At 71.0% G+C, this 20,336-nt stretch carries 20 protein-coding genes; 6 read left to right on the top strand and 14 right to left on the bottom strand.

Features of this window, described 5'->3' with window-relative positions:
- Positions 1-110 precede the first annotated feature (110 nt).
- Positions 111-1,406: a serine/threonine-protein kinase gene (locus ABZX02_RS23400; protein WP_355300687.1), complete on the top strand. Its 1,296-nt coding sequence runs from the start codon at positions 111-113 to the stop codon at positions 1,404-1,406.
- On the opposite strand, the gene ABZX02_RS23395 is transcribed toward ABZX02_RS23400, so the two are convergent.
- The 3 genes from ABZX02_RS23395 to ABZX02_RS23385 are packed head-to-tail and all read right to left on the bottom strand — an operon-like array spanning position 1,390 to position 3,802.
- A complete protein-coding gene (locus ABZX02_RS23395) occupies positions 1,390-1,980 on the bottom strand; it encodes a phosphatase PAP2 family protein (protein WP_355300686.1) in 591 nt (196 codons plus the stop codon). The two genes, ABZX02_RS23400 and ABZX02_RS23395, sit on opposite strands and share 17 nt — an antisense overlap.
- 5 nt (positions 1,981-1,985) lie before the next feature.
- The gene (locus ABZX02_RS23390) at positions 1,986-2,636 is read right to left on the bottom strand and encodes a response regulator transcription factor (protein ID WP_355300685.1); all 651 of its coding nucleotides are present in this window, start codon (positions 2,634-2,636) and stop codon (positions 1,986-1,988) included.
- Positions 2,633-3,802 (bottom strand): PspC domain-containing protein, encoded by a 1,170-nt coding sequence (locus ABZX02_RS23385; protein ID WP_355300684.1) that lies wholly within the window; start codon positions 3,800-3,802, stop codon positions 2,633-2,635. Before ABZX02_RS23385 ends, ABZX02_RS23390 begins: the two co-directional genes overlap by 4 nt.
- Before the next feature lie 132 nt (positions 3,803-3,934).
- Between ABZX02_RS23385 and ABZX02_RS23380 the strand changes: the two genes are divergently transcribed.
- Together ABZX02_RS23380 and ABZX02_RS23375 are read left to right on the top strand one after the other, a co-directional pair.
- Positions 3,935-5,116: a PspC domain-containing protein gene (locus ABZX02_RS23380; protein WP_355300683.1), complete on the top strand. Its 1,182-nt coding sequence runs from the start codon at positions 3,935-3,937 to the stop codon at positions 5,114-5,116.
- Entirely contained in the window at positions 5,109-5,300 is a 192-nt protein-coding gene (locus ABZX02_RS23375; protein ID WP_355300682.1) for a hypothetical protein, read from the top strand. Before ABZX02_RS23380 ends, ABZX02_RS23375 begins: the two co-directional genes overlap by 8 nt.
- A gap of 49 nt (positions 5,301-5,349) precedes the next feature.
- Here ABZX02_RS23375 and guaA read toward each other — a convergent pair whose 3' ends face one another.
- A complete protein-coding gene (gene guaA / locus ABZX02_RS23370) occupies positions 5,350-6,909 on the bottom strand; it encodes a glutamine-hydrolyzing GMP synthase (RefSeq protein ID WP_355300681.1) in 1,560 nt (519 codons plus the stop codon).
- A gap of 19 nt (positions 6,910-6,928) precedes the next feature.
- Between guaA and ABZX02_RS23365 the strand changes: the two genes are divergently transcribed.
- Together ABZX02_RS23365 and ABZX02_RS23360 are read left to right on the top strand one after the other, a co-directional pair.
- Positions 6,929-7,597, top strand: coding sequence for an aminoglycoside phosphotransferase family protein (locus ABZX02_RS23365; protein WP_355300680.1), 669 nt, complete (start codon positions 6,929-6,931; stop codon positions 7,595-7,597).
- A 10-nt stretch (positions 7,598-7,607) separates the two neighbouring features.
- Positions 7,608-9,053: an aldehyde dehydrogenase family protein gene (locus ABZX02_RS23360; RefSeq protein WP_355300679.1), complete on the top strand. Its 1,446-nt coding sequence runs from the start codon at positions 7,608-7,610 to the stop codon at positions 9,051-9,053.
- 39 nt (positions 9,054-9,092) lie between these two features.
- Here the strand turns inward: ABZX02_RS23360 and ABZX02_RS23355 are convergent, their stop codons facing one another.
- The 8 genes from ABZX02_RS23355 to guaB all read right to left on the bottom strand — a co-directional run bounded on the left by ABZX02_RS23355 (position 9,093) and on the right by guaB (position 17,808).
- Positions 9,093-10,415, bottom strand: coding sequence for an FAD-binding protein (locus ABZX02_RS23355; protein WP_355301050.1), 1,323 nt, complete (start codon positions 10,413-10,415; stop codon positions 9,093-9,095).
- Positions 10,416-10,511: 96 nt separating this feature from the next.
- Positions 10,512-11,765 carry an FAD-dependent monooxygenase gene (locus tag ABZX02_RS23350; protein ID WP_355300678.1) on the bottom strand — a complete coding sequence of 418 codons (1,254 nt, stop codon included), beginning with the start codon at positions 11,763-11,765 and terminating at the stop codon, positions 10,512-10,514.
- The gene (locus tag ABZX02_RS23345) at positions 11,762-12,721 is read right to left on the bottom strand and encodes an MBL fold metallo-hydrolase (RefSeq protein WP_355300677.1); all 960 of its coding nucleotides are present in this window, start codon (positions 12,719-12,721) and stop codon (positions 11,762-11,764) included. The genes ABZX02_RS23350 and ABZX02_RS23345 overlap by 4 nt, the downstream gene beginning before the upstream one ends.
- Positions 12,722-12,733: 12 nt before the next feature.
- Positions 12,734-14,410, bottom strand: coding sequence for a GMC family oxidoreductase (locus ABZX02_RS23340; RefSeq protein ID WP_355300676.1), 1,677 nt, complete (start codon positions 14,408-14,410; stop codon positions 12,734-12,736).
- A gap of 61 nt (positions 14,411-14,471) precedes the next feature.
- Positions 14,472-14,675: a hypothetical protein gene (locus ABZX02_RS23335; RefSeq protein WP_355300675.1), complete on the bottom strand. Its 204-nt coding sequence runs from the start codon at positions 14,673-14,675 to the stop codon at positions 14,472-14,474.
- 39 nt (positions 14,676-14,714) lie between these two features.
- Positions 14,715-15,062 carry a hypothetical protein gene (locus ABZX02_RS23330; protein ID WP_355300674.1) on the bottom strand — a complete coding sequence of 116 codons (348 nt, stop codon included), beginning with the start codon at positions 15,060-15,062 and terminating at the stop codon, positions 14,715-14,717.
- A gap of 59 nt (positions 15,063-15,121) precedes the next feature.
- Positions 15,122-16,255, bottom strand: a complete 1,134-nt coding sequence (locus ABZX02_RS23325; RefSeq protein WP_355300673.1) for a GuaB3 family IMP dehydrogenase-related protein — start codon at positions 16,253-16,255, stop codon at positions 15,122-15,124.
- 41 nt (positions 16,256-16,296) lie between these two features.
- Positions 16,297-17,808: an IMP dehydrogenase gene (gene guaB, locus ABZX02_RS23320; RefSeq protein ID WP_355300672.1), complete on the bottom strand. Its 1,512-nt coding sequence runs from the start codon at positions 17,806-17,808 to the stop codon at positions 16,297-16,299.
- Between the two features lie 127 nt (positions 17,809-17,935).
- Here guaB and ABZX02_RS23315 point away from each other — a divergent pair, with 127 nt between their 5' ends.
- Positions 17,936-18,319, top strand: a complete 384-nt coding sequence (locus ABZX02_RS23315) for a DUF5319 domain-containing protein (protein WP_355300671.1) — start codon at positions 17,936-17,938, stop codon at positions 18,317-18,319.
- A gap of 445 nt (positions 18,320-18,764) precedes the next feature.
- Here ABZX02_RS23315 and ABZX02_RS23310 read toward each other — a convergent pair whose 3' ends face one another.
- Positions 18,765-19,568 carry an anti-sigma-D factor RsdA gene (locus tag ABZX02_RS23310; protein WP_355300670.1) on the bottom strand — a complete coding sequence of 268 codons (804 nt, stop codon included), beginning with the start codon at positions 19,566-19,568 and terminating at the stop codon, positions 18,765-18,767.
- A gap of 90 nt (positions 19,569-19,658) precedes the next feature.
- Positions 19,659-20,231: a sigma-70 family RNA polymerase sigma factor gene (locus ABZX02_RS23305; protein WP_030471987.1), complete on the bottom strand. Its 573-nt coding sequence runs from the start codon at positions 20,229-20,231 to the stop codon at positions 19,659-19,661.
- Positions 20,232-20,336 lie beyond the last annotated feature (105 nt).

Here is a 20,336-nt window from a genome sequence, read left to right as displayed (position 1 = left end):
AGCGTGTCCCAGGCACGAGTCCCCACCGGTGGACCGGCTCGGCGCGATCTGCACCACCCCGTGGGCGGGAACGCCGAATGCTCGCCTGAGCGATTGACTAGTCTCAGGGTGTGACAACCATCGGCGGCCGCTACACGCTGCTCGACCGCGTCGGCAGCGGCGCGATGGGCGTGGTCTGGCGGGCGCGCGACGAGGTGCTGGCCCGCGAGGTGGCGGTCAAGCAGCTCATCACCGGTGACCACCAGCGTGCGATGCGCGAGGCGCGCAACGCGGCGCGGTTGCACCACCAGCACGCGATCGCGGTCTTCGACGTCGTGTCGGACGACGAGCACGACGAGCCGTGGATCGTCATGGAGTACCTCGCCTCCCACAGCCTCTCGGCGCTGATCGCCGAGCGCGGGCCGCTCAAGCCGGCCCAGGCGGCGAGCATCGGGGCCAAGGTCGCCTCGGCGCTGGCGGCGGCGCACAACGCGGGGCTCGTGCACCGCGACATCAAGCCCGGCAACGTCCTGATCGGCCACGACGGCACGGTCAAGATCACCGACTTCGGCATCTCCAAGGCGTCCGGCGACGGCACGATGACCGACACGGGCATGATCTCGGGCACCCCCGCCTACCTCGCTCCCGAGGTGGCGCGCGGCGAGCACCCCGACGAGGCGTCCGACGTGTTCTCGCTCGGCGCCACCATCTACACCGCCATCGAGGGCGAGTCGGTCTTCGGGCCGAGCGACAACAGCTTCGGCCTCATCTACCGGGCGGCGAGCGGGCAGCTGCGCGACCCGAAGAACGCGGGCGAGCTCACGCCGTTGCTGATGCGGTTGCTCTCGCAGGACCCGAAGGACCGGCCCACCGCGCAGGAGGCGGCCGACCTGCTGGCCGCCGAGCCGCAGCCGTCGCAGCCCCTGCAGATCCCCCAGCAGCAGGAACGACGGCTCAAGCCGCCGAACCGGCGGATCCTCGTCATCCTGGCGGTCATCGCGCTGCTCGGCATCGGTGGTGGCGCGGCCGCCGCGTACTGGGGCGGCACGGACAACGACCGCGGCAGCCCGGTCAACCAGGCCGACTTCCAGACCCAGCAGCCCCGCTACTACTCGGCGGAGGAGGCGGCCGCGTTCGTGCTCGGGCACTACGGCCAGCTCCCGGCCAACCCCGACGTCGCGTGGCGGAACCTCTGGGAACGGGCGAGCGAGCCGCAGGAGAAGTACGTCCAGCGCTGGAGGGGCTACAGCTCGGTGGCGTGCACGCTGTCGAGCGTGCCGGTGCGCTCGCACGGGCCGAACTGGGTGGTCACGGTGGACCTCGCACTCGTGACCGAGAAGGGCGAGGCGAAGAGCGGCGTCTACGAGGTCGAGGTCGCCGCCGTCAACAACGCCATGAAGATCACCAGCATCACGCAGATGCGCTGAGCAGCCAGAACGTTCCGCCGCCCACGACCACGCCCATCACGGACCCCGCCAGCACCTGGCCGGTCGTGTGGTCGCCGAGCTCGACGCGGGACCAGGCCACGAGGGCGGCGGGCAGTGCCAGGAGCAGCCACGCCGGGCCGTAGACGATCGCCAGCGTGATCACGGCGGCCCACGCCACTGCGGCGTGCAGCGAGATCTTCCACTTCACGCCGAACGTGATCGCCATGCTGACGATCAGCGACGCGAACATGCTGCCCGCGAGCGCGAGCACGTTCTGCGGCGCACCGCCCAGGAACATGATCACCGTGCCGGCTGCCAGCGACGCGCCCGCGGTGACCAACGGGACGACCCGGCCCTCGCGGTTGGTCACGTGGTGACCGTCCCAACGTCCCTTGCGCGCGCCACGCACGATGACCGCCATCGGGATGATGGACGCCGTCAGTGCGACGACGAACCCCCACAGCAGCGTCTTCCAGAACGTCTCCGTGGCCGCCGCGACGGCGAACGGCAGCAGGACCACCCAGACCCACGGCGCGAGCACCTCGGTGGCGCCGCGGGCGACCTTCTTGATCAAAGCCCTCAGACCAGTCTGCGATCGGTGGCCCAGCGGGAGAGCTCGTACCGGTTGGAGAGCTGCGTCTTGCGCAGGACGCTCGACACGTGCGTCTCCACCGTCTTCACGCTGATGAAAAGCTCGGACGCGATCTCCTTGTAGGCGTAGCCGCGGGCCAGCAGCCGCAGGACGTCCCGTTCGCGCGGCGTCAGCAGGTCGAGCTCGGGGTCGCTGATCGGCGCGGCACCCGGCCGGTCGGCGAACGCGTCCAGCACGAACCCGGCGAGGCGCGGGGAGAACACCGCGTCGCCCTCGGACACCCGCACGACGGCCCTGACCAGCTCCTGGCTGGAGATCGTCTTCGTCACGTACCCGCGCGCGCCGGCCCGGATGACGTTGATGACGTCCTCGGCCGCGTCGGAGACCGACAGGGCGAGGAACGTGACCTCGGGGATCTTGGTGCGGATCTGCCGCAGCACCTCGGCACCGCCGCCGTCGGGCATGTGCACGTCGAGCAGCACGACGTCCGGCTTGTGGTGCGCGATGCCCGCGACCGCCTCGCCCACGCTGCCCGCCTCGCCGACGACCTCGACCTCCTCGGTGATCGTGTCGAGCTCGGCCCGCACCCCCGCGCGGAACAACGCGTGGTCGTCCACCAGGAACACCCTCACGCTCACGTCCTGGCCTCCTGCTTCCTCGGCATCTCGAGCTGCACCTCGGTCCCCTCTCCCGGAGCCGTGCGCAGTCGCACCTCCCCGCCGTGCCTCGTCATTCTCCCCCGGATGCTGCCCGCGAGGCCATGGCGGTCCTCCGGCACGGCGTCGGGGTCGAATCCCTTGCCCCGGTCGCGCACGAACACGGTGACCTTCTCCGGCTCGACCTCGGCGTAGACGCTGACCTCGGCCACCCCCGCGTGCTTGGCCGCGTTGACCATCGCCTCCTTCGACGCCTGGACCAGCGCGAACATGCCGTCCTCCAGCTCGCAGTCCCCGACCACGACCTGCGAGACGGCGATGGCGAAGTCGTCCTCGACGTCCGCGCACACCTGGGCGATCGCGACGCTGATGGAGTGCGGCTGCTCCCCCACCTCGCGGCCGTAGAGCCAGCTGCGCAGCTCGCGTTCCTGGCTGCGGGCGAGGCGCTTGACCTCGCGCGAGGACTCGGACTGCTTCTGGATCAGGGCGAGCGTCTGCAGCACCGAGTCGTGCAGGTGGGCGGCGATCTCGGCGCGTTCCTCGGTGCGGATGCGCGCGCGGCGTTCCGAGTCGAGGTCGCGCACCAGGCGCATCCACAGCGGCACGGTGAGCACGGCGACGCCGATCAGCGTCGCGACGACGGAGAGGATGACGGTCGAGAGGTTCGCGATGGTGTCGTTGGCGACGAGGAACGCGGCGACCCCCGCCACCACCAGCGCGCCACCCGCCACCGTCCGCACGATCCCCGCCTTGCCCTGCGCGAACGCCCCGTCCTTCCAGCGGCGTCGCTGTGCCTCGTCCGCCTCGCGCCACACGACCGCGGCGCCCACGAGCGCCACCGCGACCGGGCCGGTGATCCACCCGCTCCACGATCCCCCGAGCAGGCCGCTGAACACCGCGACGCCGATGCCGAGAGCGGCCAGGCCGACGGCCTGCTGCCACTCCTTGCGGTCCTTGTCGGTCTCCGGTTCCGCCACCGCGGACTGCGGCACGAACATCCACAGCAGCCCGTAGGCGATGATCCCGATCCCGCTGAAGGCCGCGAGCACGGCGAAGACCGCGCGCACCCAGAAGACGGGTGCGCCCAGGTGGTCCGCCAGTCCGCTCGCGACGCCCGCGACCACCCGGCCGGTGCGTCGACGGCGCATCGGCTCAATCCGTGCACTCACCACCTGATCGTCACACGTCGTGCCCCGTTGTTCATCAGGGATGACCCCGGTTCCGCGAATCAGGGCTGGTCCCTGATGTGGTTCGGCCGCCGTTCGCGCAACCTTGTCATCGTGAGCGGGACTGAGAAGGCGATGCAGGGCGTGGCGGACACGCTCAGAGAGTTCTGGGCCCACCGTCCGGTGCGGCCCCGCGCAGGTCGCAAGGTCGGTGGCGTGGCCGCCGGCATCGCCCTGCGCTTCCAGATCGACCCGGTGATCGTCCGGATCGCGTTCGTCGCACTCGCGCTGTCGGGTGGCGTCGGCCTGCCGGTGTACCTCGCGGGCTGGTTGCTGCTGCCGGAGGAGGGCGACGAGGCGTCGCCGCTCGAGGCCCTGCTCAACCGGGGCCGCAGCTCGATGCCGCAGGGCCAGACGGTGCTGCTGGGCCTGCTGATGTTCCCGGTCCTCGCGTTCACCGTCGGCAGCGGCAGCGGCTTCCAGGTCTTCGTGACGCTGGGCGCGGTGGTCGGCGGCTTCTACCTGCTGCAGAAGAACCGCGGGCACCTGCAGCCGGTCGCACCGGCCACGCTTGCGGACCCGCCGGCCGTCCCACCGGCACCGGGAGCGCCGGCCTGGGACCCGCTGGGCGCCGCCCCGTTCGCGTGGGACCTGCCCGAACCGGCCCCGAAGCCGCAGCCGCCGGCCCCGCGCCCGCCCAAGTCCCGCGTCGGCATGACGACGCTCGGCGTGGCGACGCTGACCGTGGCCGCGTCCGCGATCCTCAGCGTGTGGGTGCCGTGGTTCACCGTGCCGCACACGATCGGCCTGGTCGTCGCGGTGCTCGCCGCGGGCCTGCTGGTCGGCTCGTTCACGGGCGGCGGCCGCGGCCTGATCTGGCTGCTGGTGCCGGCGTCGGTGATCGGCTTCGCGATGACCGCGGTCGACTTCGACGGCCCGACCAGCGTGAGCAGCTACACCGTGACGCCCAAGGCCGTGACGGACGTGCGGGACCGCTACGAGACGAGCGTCGGCAGCGTGATGCTCGACCTGCGTGAGCTCCCGGACTCCGGCGAGGTGAAGACCGCGGTCGACGTCGAACTGGGCGAGGCGGTCGTGCACGTGCCGAAGAACGCGGACGTGACGTTCCGGTGCGACGCGTCGTCCATCGGCGAGCTCGACTGCCTGGGCAAGCGGGCGGAGGGCAGCAACGTGGCGGTGGACGGACGCGACCTCGGCGAGAACGGCGAGGGTGGGCTGAAGATCGAGCTCGACGTGCAGGCGAGCGTCGGAGAGGTGAGGGTGCTGCGTGACTGAGCAGGGGATGCGGCGGCGGATCGACCCGGTGACGCTGGTCTTCGGGATCGGGGGCGGGCTGACGGCGGCCTACGTGCTGAGCGGCGGGTCGTTCTGGTTCGACTTCCGGTGGGCGCTCGGGGGGACGGCGATCGCGGTCGGTCTGGTGCTGCTGACGAACTCGCTGAGACGCAAGAACCGCTGATGGGAAAGGCCCCCTGGCTCGTGAGCCAGGGGGCCTTCGCACGTCTCGCCTATTCCCACTCGATGGTGCCCGGCGGCTTGGACGTCACGTCCAGCACCACCCGGTTGACCTCCGCCACCTCGTTGGTGATCCGCGTCGAGATCCGCTCCAGCACCTCGTACGGCAGGCGCGTCCAGTCCGCGGTCATCGCGTCCTCGGACGACACCGGCCGCAGCACGATCGGGTGCCCGTACGTGCGGCCGTCGCCCTGCACGCCGACGCTGCGCACGTCCGCGAGCAGCACGACCGGGCACTGCCAGATCGTGCGGTCGAGACCGGCCAGAGTGAGCTCCTCGCGCGCGATGGCGTCGGCCTGGCGCAGCGTGTCGAGGCGGTCCTGGGTGACCTCGCCGATGATGCGGATGCCGAGGCCCGGACCGGGGAACGGCTGGCGCTGCACGATCGTCTCGGGCAGGCCGAGCTCGGTGCCGACGCGGCGGACCTCGTCCTTGAACAGCGCGCGGAGCGGCTCGACCAGTTCGAACTGCAGGTCGTCCGGCAGGCCGCCGACGTTGTGGTGCGACTTGATGTTCGCGGTGCCCGCGCCGCCGCCGGACTCGACGACGTCCGGGTAGAGCGTGCCCTGCACGAGGAAGCGGTAGTCGCCCTCGGCCTTGAGGTCGCGCTCGGCCTGCTCGAAGACGCGGATGAACTCGCGGCCGATGATCTTGCGCTTCTCCTCCGGGTCCGTCACGCCGGCCAGCGCGTTGAGGAAGCGCTCGCGGGCGTCAACGGTCACCAGGTTGATGCCCGTGGCGGCGACGTAGTCGCGCTCGACCTGGGCGCGCTCGCCGGAGCGCAGCAGGCCGTGGTCGACGAAGACGCAGGTGAGGCGGTCGCCGATGGCGCGCTGGACCAGCGCGGCGGCCACGGCCGAGTCGACGCCTCCGGACAGGCCGCAGATCGCCTTGCCGTCACCGATCTGCTCGCGGATGCGGCTGACCTGCTCGTCCACGATGGACGACGTGGTCCACTGCGGACGGATGCCCGCGATGTCGTGCAGGAACCGGCGCAGGACCTCCTGGCCGTGCGGCGAGTGGTGCACCTCGGGGTGGTACTGGACGCCCGCGAAGCGGCGCTCGGTGTCCTCGAACGCGGCGACCGGCGCGCCCTCGCTGGTCGCGGTGACGGTGAAGCCCTCGGGCGCCTTGGTGACGGCGTCGCCGTGGCTCATCCACACCGGGTGCGAACCGGGCAGCTCCTCGTGCAGTGCCCCGCCCGCGCCGGTCACGCCGAGGTCGGTGCGGCCGTACTCGCGGGTGCCGGTCTGCTCGACCGAACCGCCGAGGGCACGCGCCATCGCCTGGAAGCCGTAGCAGATGCCGAAGACCGGGACGCCGGTCTCGAACAGCTTCGGGTCGACCTGCGGGGCGTTCTCCTCGTACACGCTCGACGGGCCGCCGGACAGGACGATGGCGAGCGGGTTCTTGTCGAGGATCTCGCTCACGGTCGCGGTGTGCGGGACGACCTCGGAGTAGACCTGGGCCTCGCGGACGCGGCGGGCGATCAGCTGCGCGTACTGGGCGCCGAAGTCGACGACGAGAACAGGGCGGTTGCTGGTGTCGGACACGCCGCCAAGGATCTCATGCGTGGACGAGGAACTGCTGACCGGTGGCGGGCTGAACCAGGTGTTCAGGGTGGGTGAGGCGGTGCGGCGGCCGGCGGGGCCGTGGGCGCCGCGGGTGCACGAGTTGTTGCGCCGCTTGGCACCGCTGAGGATCGCGCCGGTCCCGCTCGGGCTCTCCGGAGATCACGAACTGCTGAGCTACCTGCCGGGTGAGGTTGGCCACGTGCCCCCTTCGAGCGACACGACGTTGATCGAGTCGGCCTTGCTGCTCCGGCGGCTGCACGACGCGACGGCGCCGTTGGTGGACGAGCTGGACGGGTGGCAGTTCGCCGCCCGCGAGCCGGTCGAGGTGGTGCTGCACGGTGATTTCGCGCCGTACAACATCGTGTTCGAGCACGGGCACCCGAAGGGCGTCTTCGACTGGGACGGCGCGCATCCGGGGCCGCGCTGGTGGGACGTGAGCTGGGCGCTGATCCAGTTCGTGCTGGCGCTGCCCGACGACCGGGAGCGGCGCACGCGGCTGTTCTGCGAGACGTACGGGATCGAGTACGACGCCGAGCACGTGCTGGTCCGCCTGGAGGACATGATCCACACGATTCGGACACATCCGGCGTTCGTACTCCAACGCGCGGAGGAGCATGACGTCTACTACTTGGATCTCATCAGGTATGTGCAGGCCAATAGGGCCTAACGTGGGCCTCATGGACGCGTTCACCCCACAACCCAGGCCGTGCTGGGTCGCCGGCCGCCCCGAGCAGGGCGAGCAGGCGTTAGAGGTTCTCCACCCGTTCGACGGCACCGAGGTCGCCTCGGTGGCGGTGCCGGGCAGAGATCAGGTGGAACGTGCGATCGCCGCGGCGGCGGCCGTGGCCAAGGAGTTCCGGCGCACGCCCGCCCACGTGCGGGCCGAGGCGTTGCTGCAGGTCTCGCGGACGCTCGCCGAACGCGCCGAGGAGATCGCCGAGACGATCACCGCGGAGAACGGCAAGCCGCTCAAGTGGGCCGAGATCGAGGTCGCCCGCGCGGTGAACACGTTCCGGTTCGCGGCCGAGGAGGCGCGCCGGTTCACCGGCGGGCTGCAGCGGCTCGACACCGAGGCCGGTGGCGTCGGCAGGATGGCGATCGTCCGGCACGTGCCGCGCGGACCGGTGCTGGCCGTGGCGCCGTTCAACTTCCCGCTGAACCTGGTGGCGCACAAGGTCGCGCCGGCGCTCGCGGTGGGTGCGCCGGTGATCGTGAAGCCCGCGTCCGCCACGCCGCTGAGCGCTTTGCTGCTCGGCGAGGTCCTCGCGGAGACCGACCTGCCCGAGGGCGCGTTCTCGATCCTTCCCGTGCGCGGCAAGGACATGGACGTCCTGGTGACCGACGAACGGCTGCCGGTCATCTCGTTCACCGGGTCCACGAAGGTCGGCTGGTCCCTGATGGAAGCCGCGCCGCGCAAGCACGTCGTGATGGAGCTCGGGTCGAACGCCGCCGCCATCATCTGTCCTGATTGGACGGACCTGGACCACGCGGCGCAGCGCATCGCGACCTTCGGCAACTACCAGGCCGGGCAGTCGTGCATCGCGGTGCAGCGCGTGATCGTGGACCGGTCGAAGGCCGAGGAGTTCGTGCCGAAGCTCGTGGCGGCGGTCGGCGCGCTGAAGACCGGCGACCCGCACGACCCCGAGGTCGAGGTCGGGCCGCTGATCGACGAGGACAACGCCCGGCGCGTCGAGGAGTGGGTCAACATGGCCACCGACGTCGGCGCTCGCGTACTCCTCGGTGGCAAGCGGACCGGGGCGACGGTGGAGCCGACCGTGCTCACCGACGTGCCGAAGACCGCCAAGGTGTGGACCGAGGAGATCTTCGGGCCGGTGCTCGTGGTGTCGGTCGCGGACGGCGTCGAGGACGCGTTCGCGCAGGCCAACGACTCGAAGTACGGGCTGCAGGCCGGGGTGTTCACCCGCGACGTGCAGGTGGCGTTCGAGGCCGCGGCCGAGTTGGAGGTCGGGGGCGTGATCATCGGTGACGTGCCGTCCTACCGCGCCGACCAGATGCCGTACGGCGGCGTGAAGGGGTCGGGCACCGGGCGCGAGGGCGTCCGGTCTGCGATGGAGGACTTCACCGAGGAGCGCATCACGGTGCTGACCGGGATCCAGCTCTGAAGCCCCTGCGGGAACGCCGGCACGCGGTCCGGGTCGTGGCTAGAGGCCCTGCGGGAACGCCAGCACGCGGTCCGGGTCGTAGCGTCGCGCGACCCTCCTGAGTCGCGCGAGGTTGCGGCCGTAGTAGGCCGTCGGCCAGTCGGGCATCTCCGGGTCGATGTAGTTCACGTACCCGGTGGTGCCCGCGCCGAGCCCGTCGCGCACCTCCGCGACCGCCCGCCGGGCCGCCGCCTCCGACCTGCTCTCGGCGCCGAAGAAGATCTGGGCACTGGCCTTGGCGTCGCGGTGCGGGAACGCCGTGGCGTCCGGCGCGACCCGCCCCAGCGCGCCGCCGAAGGAGTCGAACAGGACCGCGCCGTCGGTCTGCTCCTGCACCAGGGCCGCGACGTGGTCGCCGGGCAGGTGGCGGCGGAGCATGCGCGACGACGCCGCGAACCGCGTACCGGGTCCCGTGCCGCCCGCGTAGAGGCGCATCGTCTCGAGGTAGCTCAGCTCCTGCACGGTGCGTTCGGCGACCCGCGGCATCTTGTCCAGCAACGGCAGCAGGTCCTTCTTCGGCCCCACGTACACGCCGCCGACGTTCGTGACCTTCGTGCGGTCCGACTCGACCGTGCAGCCCGACCAGAGCTCGTCCGGTGCCCCGTCCATCCACTCCTGCCAGGCGTCGACCACGTCCGCCGCCGCCCCGGCCGGGTAGCGGAGGTTGAAGTAGGTCAGGTCCGGCGCGGGGTCCGTGCGGAAGGTGAACTCCGTGACGATGCCGAAGTTGCCGCCACCACCACCGCGCAACGCCCAGTACAGGTCGGGTTCGGAGTGCGCGGAGGCCGTGCGCAGGCAGCCGTCCGGCGTGACGATCCGCGCGCTGACCAGGTGGTCGCTGGTCAGGCCGTACTTGCGGCTGATCACGCCGATGCCGCCGCCGAGCGTCAGCCCGCCGATGCCGACCGTCTGGCACGTGCCCGCGGGCAGGGCCTGGCCGGCCGCGCCGACGGCCTCGTAGGCGGGCAGGAGACGCGTGCCCGCGCCGATCCGCGCGCGGGAGCCGGACACGGTGACCGCCGACAGCGCGGCGAGGTCGACGACCAGCCCGTTCTCGGGCAGCGAGTAGGCCGCGTAGCTGTGCTTGCCGCTGCGGGCGGCGACCGGGATCCGTTCGCGCGACGCGAACTCCAGGCACGCTTGGACGTCCTCCGCGCGCACGCACTTCGCGATCGCGGCCGGCCTGCGGTTCACGTAGAGCGCGTTCCACGGCACGCGGAGCGCGTCGTAGCCCGGATCGCCCGGCAGCACCAGCCGTTCGCCCAGCCTCCGGCGCAGCCTCGCCCAGTCGACCCCGGCCGCTCCGGCCGTCGCGGTGCCCATCCCCAAGCCTGCGACGGTGACGGCGGTTCCCTGCAAGAAAGTTCTCCTGGTTACCCCCATGGCGTGACCACGTCCCGGCCCCGCCGCGGGTTGCCCTCACCAGCCGAGCGCGCGCCTTTTCACCTGTTCGTCGCAACGGTGTGCGGCGACGTGCCCGTCCGGCCTGATCAGCCACCCGTCGCGGGTGGTGAAGCCGGGGCCGGCGTCCCGGGACCGCGCGACGAGTTCGCCGCCGTCGGTCGTCAGGGGCGAGCTCGCGTAGGAGAACGGGGTGAAGAGCCTGCCCGAGTCGATGCCCTCGCCGGACGCGAGCGCGTCCTCCCGGTGGGCCCGCTCCTCGGGGGTGCCGGGCACCAGGAACCGCATGGTCTCGCCGGTGACGCGGAGGTTCTCGTCCGCGGCCGCGCCCCGTTCGGCGTCGTAGGAGGCGAGCAGGTGCGGGCCCGCCTCGCCGGTGCGGTCGGCGGCGATCTTCCAGGCCGCGTTGTCCGCGTCGCAGAGGCCGGAGTTGAGGCCCCGCGCGCCGAACGGGCTCATCACGTGCGCCGCGTCGCCCGCGAGCAGGACCCTGTTGTCGCGCAGGGTCTTCGCCCGCCGCTGGTGGAAGCGGTAGGTGGACTGCCAGACGACCTCGTACGGCCGGTCGCCGACGATCGCGCGGATGCGGTCGTCGGTGAGCCGGACGTCCTCGGCGACCTGCCAGTCGATGCGCCAGACGCCGTCCGGCTGCGGGTGCAGGAGGACCTGGCGGCCGGGGTTCCAGGGCGGGTCGAAGTAGAAGCGGCGTTCTGGTGTCTCGAAGTCCAGGTCGACGCGCACGTCGGCGATGATGAACCGGTCGTCGAACGAGAAGCCCTCGAACGGGATGCCCAGCAGCTGCCGGACCTTCGAGTGCACGCCGTCCGCCGCGATGCAGTGGGTCGCCCTGATTCCGTCCGGTGTGGACACACCCTCGTCGTCCTGGGCGAGGCCTTCGAGGGCGTGGCCGTGGCGGAGCTCGATCAGCGGCTCGGCGCGGACCCGTTCCTCCAGCAGCCGCTCGACGACGGTCTGCGGGGTGTTCACGAACGGCGGGAAACCCGAGGCCGGCGGGAAGGTGAGGGTCAGCACCTCGCGGTCGCGGTGGTAGGTGCGGCCGGTGTACCAGGTGACGCCCGCGTCGGCGACCGCCTGCCCGACGCCGATCCGTTCGAGGATCTCCAGGACGTCGCGCTGCACGCAGATCGACCGGCTGCCGGCCTGCGCGCGCACCGGTTCCTTCTCCAGCACGACGCTCGGCACGCCCGCCCGCGCGAGGAACAGCGCGGACGCGAGCCCCACCGGTCCGGCACCGACGACCAGGACGGTCATTGCAGGGCGTCCCAGACCGCGCGGTCGCGTTCGGCGGTCCAGATCTCCGGCCAGTCCCTGCCGTCGCACTCGTCCCAGTAGCGCTGCACGTCGAACGGCAGGCAGTGCTCGAAGATCGGCCACCGGCCGTAGCGGCCGACCAGGGCCTGGTGGGCGAGTTCGAAGGCCTGCTTGAGCGTGCCGCCCTCGGCGTGGACGCCGCCGACCGTGCGGCGCAGCTCGTTGAGGAAGTGCCGGCTCTGGTTGATCGCGGCCTCGACCTCCATGCGGTCGCGCGCGACCTTGCCGCGACCGCCGACCAGCACCTCGGCGCCGAGGTCCTCGATCTCGTCCAAAGTGGACGTCGCCCACTCGTCGTGGAACGCGTCGCCGGTGTAGAGCGCGGCCTGCGACTCGACCAGGTCACCCGCGAACAGGATGCGCTGCTGTGGCAGCCACGCCACGATGTCGCCCGCCGTGTGCCCGCGTCCGAGGAACTGCAGCACCAGGTCGCCGCGTTCGTCGCCGAGCGGGATCGTCATGCGGTCGGAGAACGTCAGCGTCGGCCACGTCAGGCCGGGGATCTCCTCCGGGGACTCGAAGAGCCGCGGCATGCGCCCGTACTCGCTCTCCCAGTCCTGCTGTCCCCGTTCGGCGATCAGCACGCGCGTCATCTCGTGCGCGACGATCTCCTGCGCCTCGAACGCGCTGGCGCCGAGCGTGCGGACGGCGTGGTAGTGGCTCAGCACGAGGTACCGGACGGGTTTGCGCGTGTGCTTGCGCAGCTGCGCGAGCCACCTGCGGGCGGCCGCGGGGGTCGCCCGCGCCTCGAAGCAGATCAGGAAGTCCTCGGCCTCGATGGCCGCGACGTTGGGGTCGCCCTCGGCGGTCAGGGTGTAGACGCCGTCGGCGAGCTCGACGAAGACCTCGTCCTTGGGAGCGAGGTCGGCGCTGGAGGCGAAAGGCTTTTTGGCCATGCCTCCACCGTGTCAGGACGCCTTCACGATCGGCAACCGCAATGCGGCTGGAGCTTGATCGGGAACCGCCGGGTTCTTCGGCTTCGTCGGGTTGATCCTCTGGTACGGCCGGTCCTGCGCGGGCCGCTGGTCCTCCTCGCCCTTGTTCGGCCACAGCGAGAACGCCCGCTCGGCCTGCGCGGTGATGGTGAGGCTCGGGTTCACCCCGAGGTTCGCGCTGATCGCCGAACCGTCCACAACGGACAGTCCGGGGTAGTTGAAGACCCGGTGGTACGGGTCGATCACGCCGCGGTCCTGGCTGTCGGCGATGGCGCAGCCGCCGATGAAGTGCGCGGTCAGCGGGATGTTGAACAGCTCGCCCCAGGTCCCGCCCGCCATGCCGTCGATGTGCTTGGCGGCCAGCAGGTTCGCCTCGTGCCCGGCCGGGATGAACGCCGGGTTCGGCTCGCCGTGGCCCTGCTTGCTGGTGAGCTTGCCGCGCTTGAGGAACGTGGTGATGGAGTTGTCGAGGCTCTGCATGACCAGCAGGATCACGGTCCGCTCGCTCCAGCGGTGCACGCTGAGGAGCCTCAGCAGCCGGAGCGGGTGGCGGAAGGCCTGCTTGACGAACTGCAGCCACCGCGGCGTGCTCAGCGCGCCGTCCGTGGCGAGGGTCTGCAGCATGCCCATGGCGTTGCTGCCCTTGCCGTACCGGACGGGCTCGATGTGCGTGATCTCGTCGGGGTGGATGGAGCTGGTGATCGCCACGCCCTGCGTGAAGTCGGTGGCCGGGTCGACCGTGTAGCGCGCGGCGCCGATGATCGACTCGGAGTTGGTGCGGGTGAGCTCGCCGAGCTTGGCCGAGATCTTCGGCAACGTCGTCACGCGCGCCTTGTGCAGCAGCTGCTGGGTGCCCCACGTGCCGGCGGCGATCACGACCTGGTCGGCGGTGAAGGTCTTCTTGGCCTTGCCGCCGGTCGTCTTCGTGTCGATGGTCCAGGTGCCGCCGTCCTGCCGGAGCTGCGTGACGGTGGTGAGCGGGAAGACCTGCGCGCCGAGCTTCTCCGCGAGGTAGAGGTAGTTCTTGACCAGCGTGTTCTTCGCGCCGACCCGGCACCCCGACATGCAGCTGCCGCACTCGGTGCAGCCCGTCCGCTCCGGCCCGGCCCCGCCGAAGTACGGATCGGCGGCCTTCTTGCCCGGCTCGCCGAAGAACACGCCGACCGGTGTCGCGTGGTAGCTGTCCTCGACGCCCATGTCCTTCGCGACCTTCTGCATGACGACGTCGCTCGGGGTGGTCGTGGGGTTCGTGACGACGCCCAGCATCCGGCTCGCCTGGTCGTAGAACGGCTCCAGCTCGTCCTGCCAGTCGGTGATGTGCGCCCACTGCCGGTCCTCGTAGAACGGCCTGAGCGGCCGGTACAGCGTGTTCGCGTACACGAGGCTGCCACCGCCGACGCCCGCGCCGGCGAGCACCATGACGTTGCGCAGGGTGTGGATGCGCTGGATGCCGAAGCACCGCAGCTGCGGCGCCCACAGGTAGCGGCGCAGGTCCCAGCTGGTCTTGGCGAACTCGTCGTCGGCGAACCGGCGCCCCGCCTCCAGGACGGCGACGCGGTAGCCCTTCTCGGTCAGGCGGAGCGCGGCCACGCTGCCACCGAACCCGGAGCCGACGATGACGACATCGAAGTTACCGACGAGTTCACCCATGAACCGGAGAGTAGGCGTTACTTCCGGTAACGCCTAGTCCCCTATCGGTTCAGAAGCGCGGTCAGAGCACCAGACCCTCGATCACCCACACCGTGAACGCCACGGCCAGGGCCGTGATCACCAGTCCGCCGCAGACGAACAGGGCCAGGGCCTTCCAGCCGATGCCGCCGACCTTCTCGTCGACCTCCTCCGGCGCTCCCTCCTCGACGTCCACGTCGTCGAGGGTGTCCACATCGCTGTCACCGAACAGGGCATTCAATTCCACGGAGAGAAGGACGCACGGACCAGCCGTCTGGTTGCAAGATCAGGTTTGGGCCCATGCGGCAATCGGCAGGCTGAGGTAAACGCCCACGTCAGCGAGGCCCGTGGCCTTCTCGACGGCCGCGCAGAGCCGATCCACGCGGTCCTCGCGGTCCTGGGCGCGGCTCTCGAAGTACTTCGAGCGGACCTCGATGACGAGGTCCATGCCGGTCGAGTCGAACGGGCCGCGTGGCCGGAAGCGCAGGTCCACGTCGCCCGGCTGCAGGTCGCCGTCGTAGGGCTCCTCCGGGCACTCCACCGCCAGCGAGACGGCGTGCGGGAGCATGGCCGCCAGGTCCTTCAGCACTGCGTGGGGGACGTGGGGTGCGTAGTTGATCTCGACGAGCGGCACGTCCTCCAGCAAAGCAGAAGGGCGCGCTCCCGCGGGAGCGCGCCCTTCTGACGAAAAGTTCAGCCGCGGATCGTCAGGCCGACCTTCTGGAACTCCTTGAGGTCGGAGTAGCCGGTCTTGGCCATGGCCCGCTTCAGGGCGCCGAACAGGTTCGTCACGCCGCGCGGGTCCGAGGACGGGCCGAACAGCAGCTTGCGCAGGTCGAGCTCCTGGTCCACCGCCTCGGCGACGAGGCTGCGCGGCACGGACGGGTGCGCGGACGACGCCGTCCAGTACAGGCCCTGGCCCGGCGCCTCGGTGGCGGCGGCCAGCGGCTCGCCCAGCATCACGGCGTCGGCACCGCAGGCGATGGACTTCGCCACGTCGCCGGAGGTCGTGACGCCGCCGTCGGCGATGACGTGCACGTACCGGCCGCCGGTCTCGTCGAGGTAGTCGCGGCGCGCGGCCGCGGCGTCGGCGATCGCGGTGGCCATCGGCACGCCGATGCCGAGGACCTGGTCGGTCGTGGTGACGCCGGGCGTGTAGCCGTAGCCGACGATCACGCCCGCCGCGCCGGTGCGCATGAGGTGCATGGCGGTGCGGTAGTCGCCGACGCCGCCGGCGATCACCGGGATGTCGAGGTCCGCGATGAACGACTTCAGGTTCAGCGGCTCGCCACCGCGGGTGACGTGCTCGGCCGAGATGATCGTGCCCTGCACGACCAGGATCTCGACGCCCGCGGCCAGCAGGTCCGGGGTGAGCTCGGCGGCGCGCTGCGGGCTGACGCGGACCGCGACGGTGACGCCCGACTCGCGGACCTGCTTGACCGCCTCGGCGATCAGGTCCATCCGCAGCGGGGCGGCGTGCAGCTCCTGCAGCACCTTCACCGCGGCGGCCGGGTCCTCGTTGTCCTCGGTCGCCTGGACCAGGCGGAACAGCGCCTCGTCCACGTCGCCGTGCCGCGCCCAGAGGCCCTCGGCGTTCAGCACGCCGAGGCCGCCGAGCTCGCCGACCGCGACCGCCGTGCCCGGCGACACGATGGCGTCGGTCGGGTGGGTGATCAGCGGGATGTCGAAGCGGTAGGCATCGATCTGCCACGTCGTGGAGACGTCCTTCGACGACCTCGTCCGACGCGACGGGATGATCTCGATGTCGTCCAGCTCGTAGGCCCGCCTCGCGGTCCGGCCCATGCCGATCTCGACCAGATCGCGCACCTGTTGTTCCTCTCCAGAGCTACTAGGACAGCCGACAGACCCTAACGGGTGGTGTAGTTCGGGGCCTCGACGGTCATCGTGATGTCGTGCGGGTGGCTCTCCTTCAGACCCGCCGCCGTGATCCGCACGAGCTGCGCGTCCTGCAGCTCGGTGATCGTGCGGGAGCCCGTGTAGCCCATCGCCGCGCGCAGACCGCCGTTGAGCTGGTGCACGACCTGCGACAGCGGACCGCGGAACGGCGTGCGGCCCTCGATGCCCTCGGGCACGAGCTTGTCCTCGTTGAGCACGTCGTCCTGGAAGTAGCGGTCCTTCGAGAACGACTTGTTCTCACCACGCGACTGCATGGCCGCGAGCGAGCCCATGCCGCGGTAGGTCTTGAACTGCTTGCCGTTGACCAGGATCAGGTCGCCGGGCGCCTCCTGGGTGCCCGCGAGCAGCGAGCCGAGCATCACGGCGGACGCGCCGGCCGCGATGGCCTTGGCGATGTCGCCGGAGTACTGGATGCCGCCGTCGCCGATCACCGGCACGCCGGCCGGGCGGCAGGCGAGCGAGGCCTCGTAGATCGCGGAGATCTGCGGCACGCCGACACCGGCGACGACGCGCGTGGTGCAGATCGAGCCGGGGCCGACGCCGACCTTGACGCCGTCCGCGCCCGCGTCGATCAGGGCCTGGGCACCGGCGCGCGTGGCGATGTTGCCGCCGACGACGTCCACCGAGTCGCCGAGCTCCTTCTTGATGCGGGCGACCATCTCGAGCACGCCGCGCGAGTGGCCGTGCGCGGTGTCGACCATCAGCACGTCGACGCCGGCCTCGGCGAGCGTCATCGCGCGCAGGAACGAGTCCTCGCCCACGCCGACGGCGGCGGCGCACAGCAGGCGGCCGTCCGGGTCCTTGGTGGCGTTGGGGTACTGCTCGGTCTTGACGAAGTCCTTGACCGTGATGAGGCCCTTGAGCTTGCCGTCGCCGTCGACGATCGGGAGCTTCTCGACCTTGTGGCGGCGCAGCAGGCCGAGCGCGGCCTCCGCGGACACGCCGACCTGGGCGGTGACGAGCGGGCCCTTGGTCATGACCTCGACCACGCGCTTGGAGTGGTCGAGCTCGAAGCGCATGTCGCGGTTGGTGATGATGCCGACGAGCTTGTTGTTCTCGTCGGTCACCGGCACACCGGAGATGCGGTAGCGGGCGCACAGCGCGTCGACGTCGGCCAGCGTCGCGTCGGGCGAGCAGGTGACGGGGTCGGTGACCATGCCGGCCTCGGACCGCTTGACGGTCTCGGCCTGGCGGGCCTGGTCCTCGACGGAGAGGTTGCGGTGCAGCACGCCGATGCCGCCCTGGCGCGCCATCGAGATCGCCATCCGGCCCTCGGTGACCGTGTCCATCGCGGCGCTGGCCAGCGGAATCTTGAGGGTGATGTTGCGCGAGATCCTGGTGCTCGTGTCGACGCCGCTCGGGACGACGTCGGACTCGGCAGGCAGCAGGAGCACGTCGTCGAAGGTCAGTCCCAGCATCGCGAACTTGGCCGGGACTCCGTCAGCGTTGAGCTCGCTGGTCATAGCGGGTGACATGCCTTCCGTCGTGCGGTCTGCTCCCCCTCCTGCGAGCGTGGTTTCCGCAGGCGGAGGCGGTGCGACCCATGGTATCTGGACGGCTCGGGGGGTACGGCGGGTACCGTGCGGGGTCGTGCCGCACGACGCGTTGCCACCAGACCCCTTCGCAGGTGACCCGGACGACCCCGCGCTGTCCCTGGGCGAACCCGACCACGACCATCCGCCGATGGACGACGACGAACGGACGGAGCTGGTCAGCGACCTGAGCGACCTCGCCGTCTACCAGGCGCTGCTGGAACACAGAGGCGTGCGCGGCATCGTCGTGGACTGCGGTGAGTGCCAGGAACCGCACTACCACGACTGGGCGTTGTTACGAGCCTCACTGGAGCAGCTGCTCGCCGACGGGCGGATGCGGCCGCACGAGCCGGCGTTCGACCCGAACCCCGGGGCGTACGTGAGCTGGGAATACTGCCGCGGGTACGCCGACGGCGTGACGGCGACGGAGTCCGCGCGCTAGACCGCGCCTGGGGTTGTGAGGTTCGGACGCACCCGGCCGGGGGATGCGGCGGCGGAATGCCTGGCCGGTGGATGCGCCGGCGGAGCGTCCGGTCGGGAGATGCGCCCCGCGGAACGTCCGGTCGGGATGCGCTGGCGGAACGTCCGGTCGGGAGATGCGCCCCGCGGAACGTCCGGTCGGGATGCGCTGGCGGAACGTCCGGTCGGGATGCACCCAGCGGAACGTCCAGCCGGAGGTGCTCCGGTGGACCGTCCGGTCAGGAGCTGCTCCCGCAGAGCGTCCGGCCGGGGATGCGCCGGCCAAGCGTCCGGCCCGAGCCAGGCCTCACGAGCCCGGCCCCACGAGCCACGCTCCCCACTCCGGTCACATTCCACCTGACGTGTGAACGCCCGGGCATGTGAACGGCCCCTGACCTCGAAGGATCAGGGGCCGTTCACAGCACGTCTCAGTTGGTGCCGGTGTTCTCCACCGACTGCCCGGTCGCCTCACCGTTGGTCCCGGTGCCGGGGTCCTGGTTCGGGTCCGGCGGCGGGGGCGGCGGCGGGTTCTCCTCGCCACCGGCCGAGGTGGGCGGCGGAGGCGTCTCCGACGACGGCGGCACGGACGGCGTCGTGGTCGACGGCTGCGTCGACGGCGTGGTCGTCGTGGTCGTCGGCTGCGTCGACTGGCTCGGCTGCGTCACCGGCGGGGTCGTCGAGGTCGGGGGCGCCGTCGAGGTGTTCGTGTCGAGCTCCTTGGCGAGCTCCTTGTGCTTCTCCTCGAGCTGCGCCTTGCCGTCGGCCGTCGAGACGGAACCGAGGCTGGCCTCGACCTTGTTCAGCTTCTCGCGGGCCTCGTTGACCTTGCCCTCGCGCAGGGCGAGGCGGGCCGCGTCGAGGTCGGTGTTGATGATGGCCGCGGCCTCGATCGACTTCGCGTGCTCGGAGTAGAGCACTCGCGTGAGGCCCCAGAGCGCGTCGCCGGGCTGGGCGTCGCGGGCCACGAGGCTCACGCCGGTGAAGGCGATGGCCAGGACCGCGGCGGCGCTCGCCAGCGGGATCAGGAAGCGGTGCCTGCTGACCGGCTGCGGACGGGCAGCCTGGATGGTCGCGATGGCGGTGTCGGTGTCGACGAGCTCGCCGAACGGCTCGGTCTCCACCTCGTTGCGCCACGCGAGCAGCAACGCGTTCAGATCGTCGTCGCCCAAGGCGCCGGCCGCGCCCGGAGTCGCCGACCCCAGAGCGTCCAGCAACCTGTCATCAGCCTGCACAGCCGAAAGATCGTCTGCGACGCCTTCGTGCGGGGCTCTATCGTCCTGTCCGCGCACTTCCTCGTCGTCCTTCCCGTGTTCGTCGGCCACTCAGACCACCTCCTCCGCTGCCAGCGACTTGCGCAGCCGGGCCAGTGCGCGGTGTTGCGCCACCCGAACCGCACCCGGAGTCGAACCGACCGCCTCGGCAGTTTCCTCGGCGGAGAGTCCGACCACGACCCTCAACAGCAGGATCTCCCGCTGTTTCTCCGGCAGGACGCGCAACAGCACCGCCATCCGGTCGGAGAGTTCGCCCTGCATGGCCCGCTGCTCCGGACCAGCTTCGGTCTCCGGCGCGTCGGGGACTTCAGGAACGGGCTCGGAGCGGTTCCTGGCGGCGGACCGATGTGCATCGGCGACCTTGTGCGCCGCGATCCCGTAGACGAACGCGAGGAAGGGCCGACCCTGGTCGCGGTAGCTGGGCAATGCCGTGAGCACCGCGAGACACACCTCCTGGGCCACATCGTCCGCCGAAGCGAAGCTCCGCTCCTGCCTGCCAACTCGGGCGCGGCAGTACCGCACCACCAGAGGACGAATGGAGGCCAGCAGGCGTTCGATCGCCTGGCGGTCGCCGTCGACGGCCGCGCCCACTTCGGCGTCCAGTCCGTCCCCCAAGTTGGTCATCGCAGACAACAGCCCTGGTGTTACTTGTTGGCGTACCGACATGAAACAGCACGAGTCACTCACAGCGACCCGTTGCCGCAGCTTCACCGTACCGGTCTTCAGGCC

Origin of the sequence: Lentzea sp. NPDC003310 (assembly GCF_040610935.1) — a bacterium.
In the GTDB taxonomy this organism is placed as follows: Bacteria; Actinomycetota; Actinomycetes; order Mycobacteriales; family Pseudonocardiaceae; genus Lentzea.
Note: the sequence above shows the minus strand (reverse complement) of the source record. Positions and strands in the feature narration are given on the sequence as shown.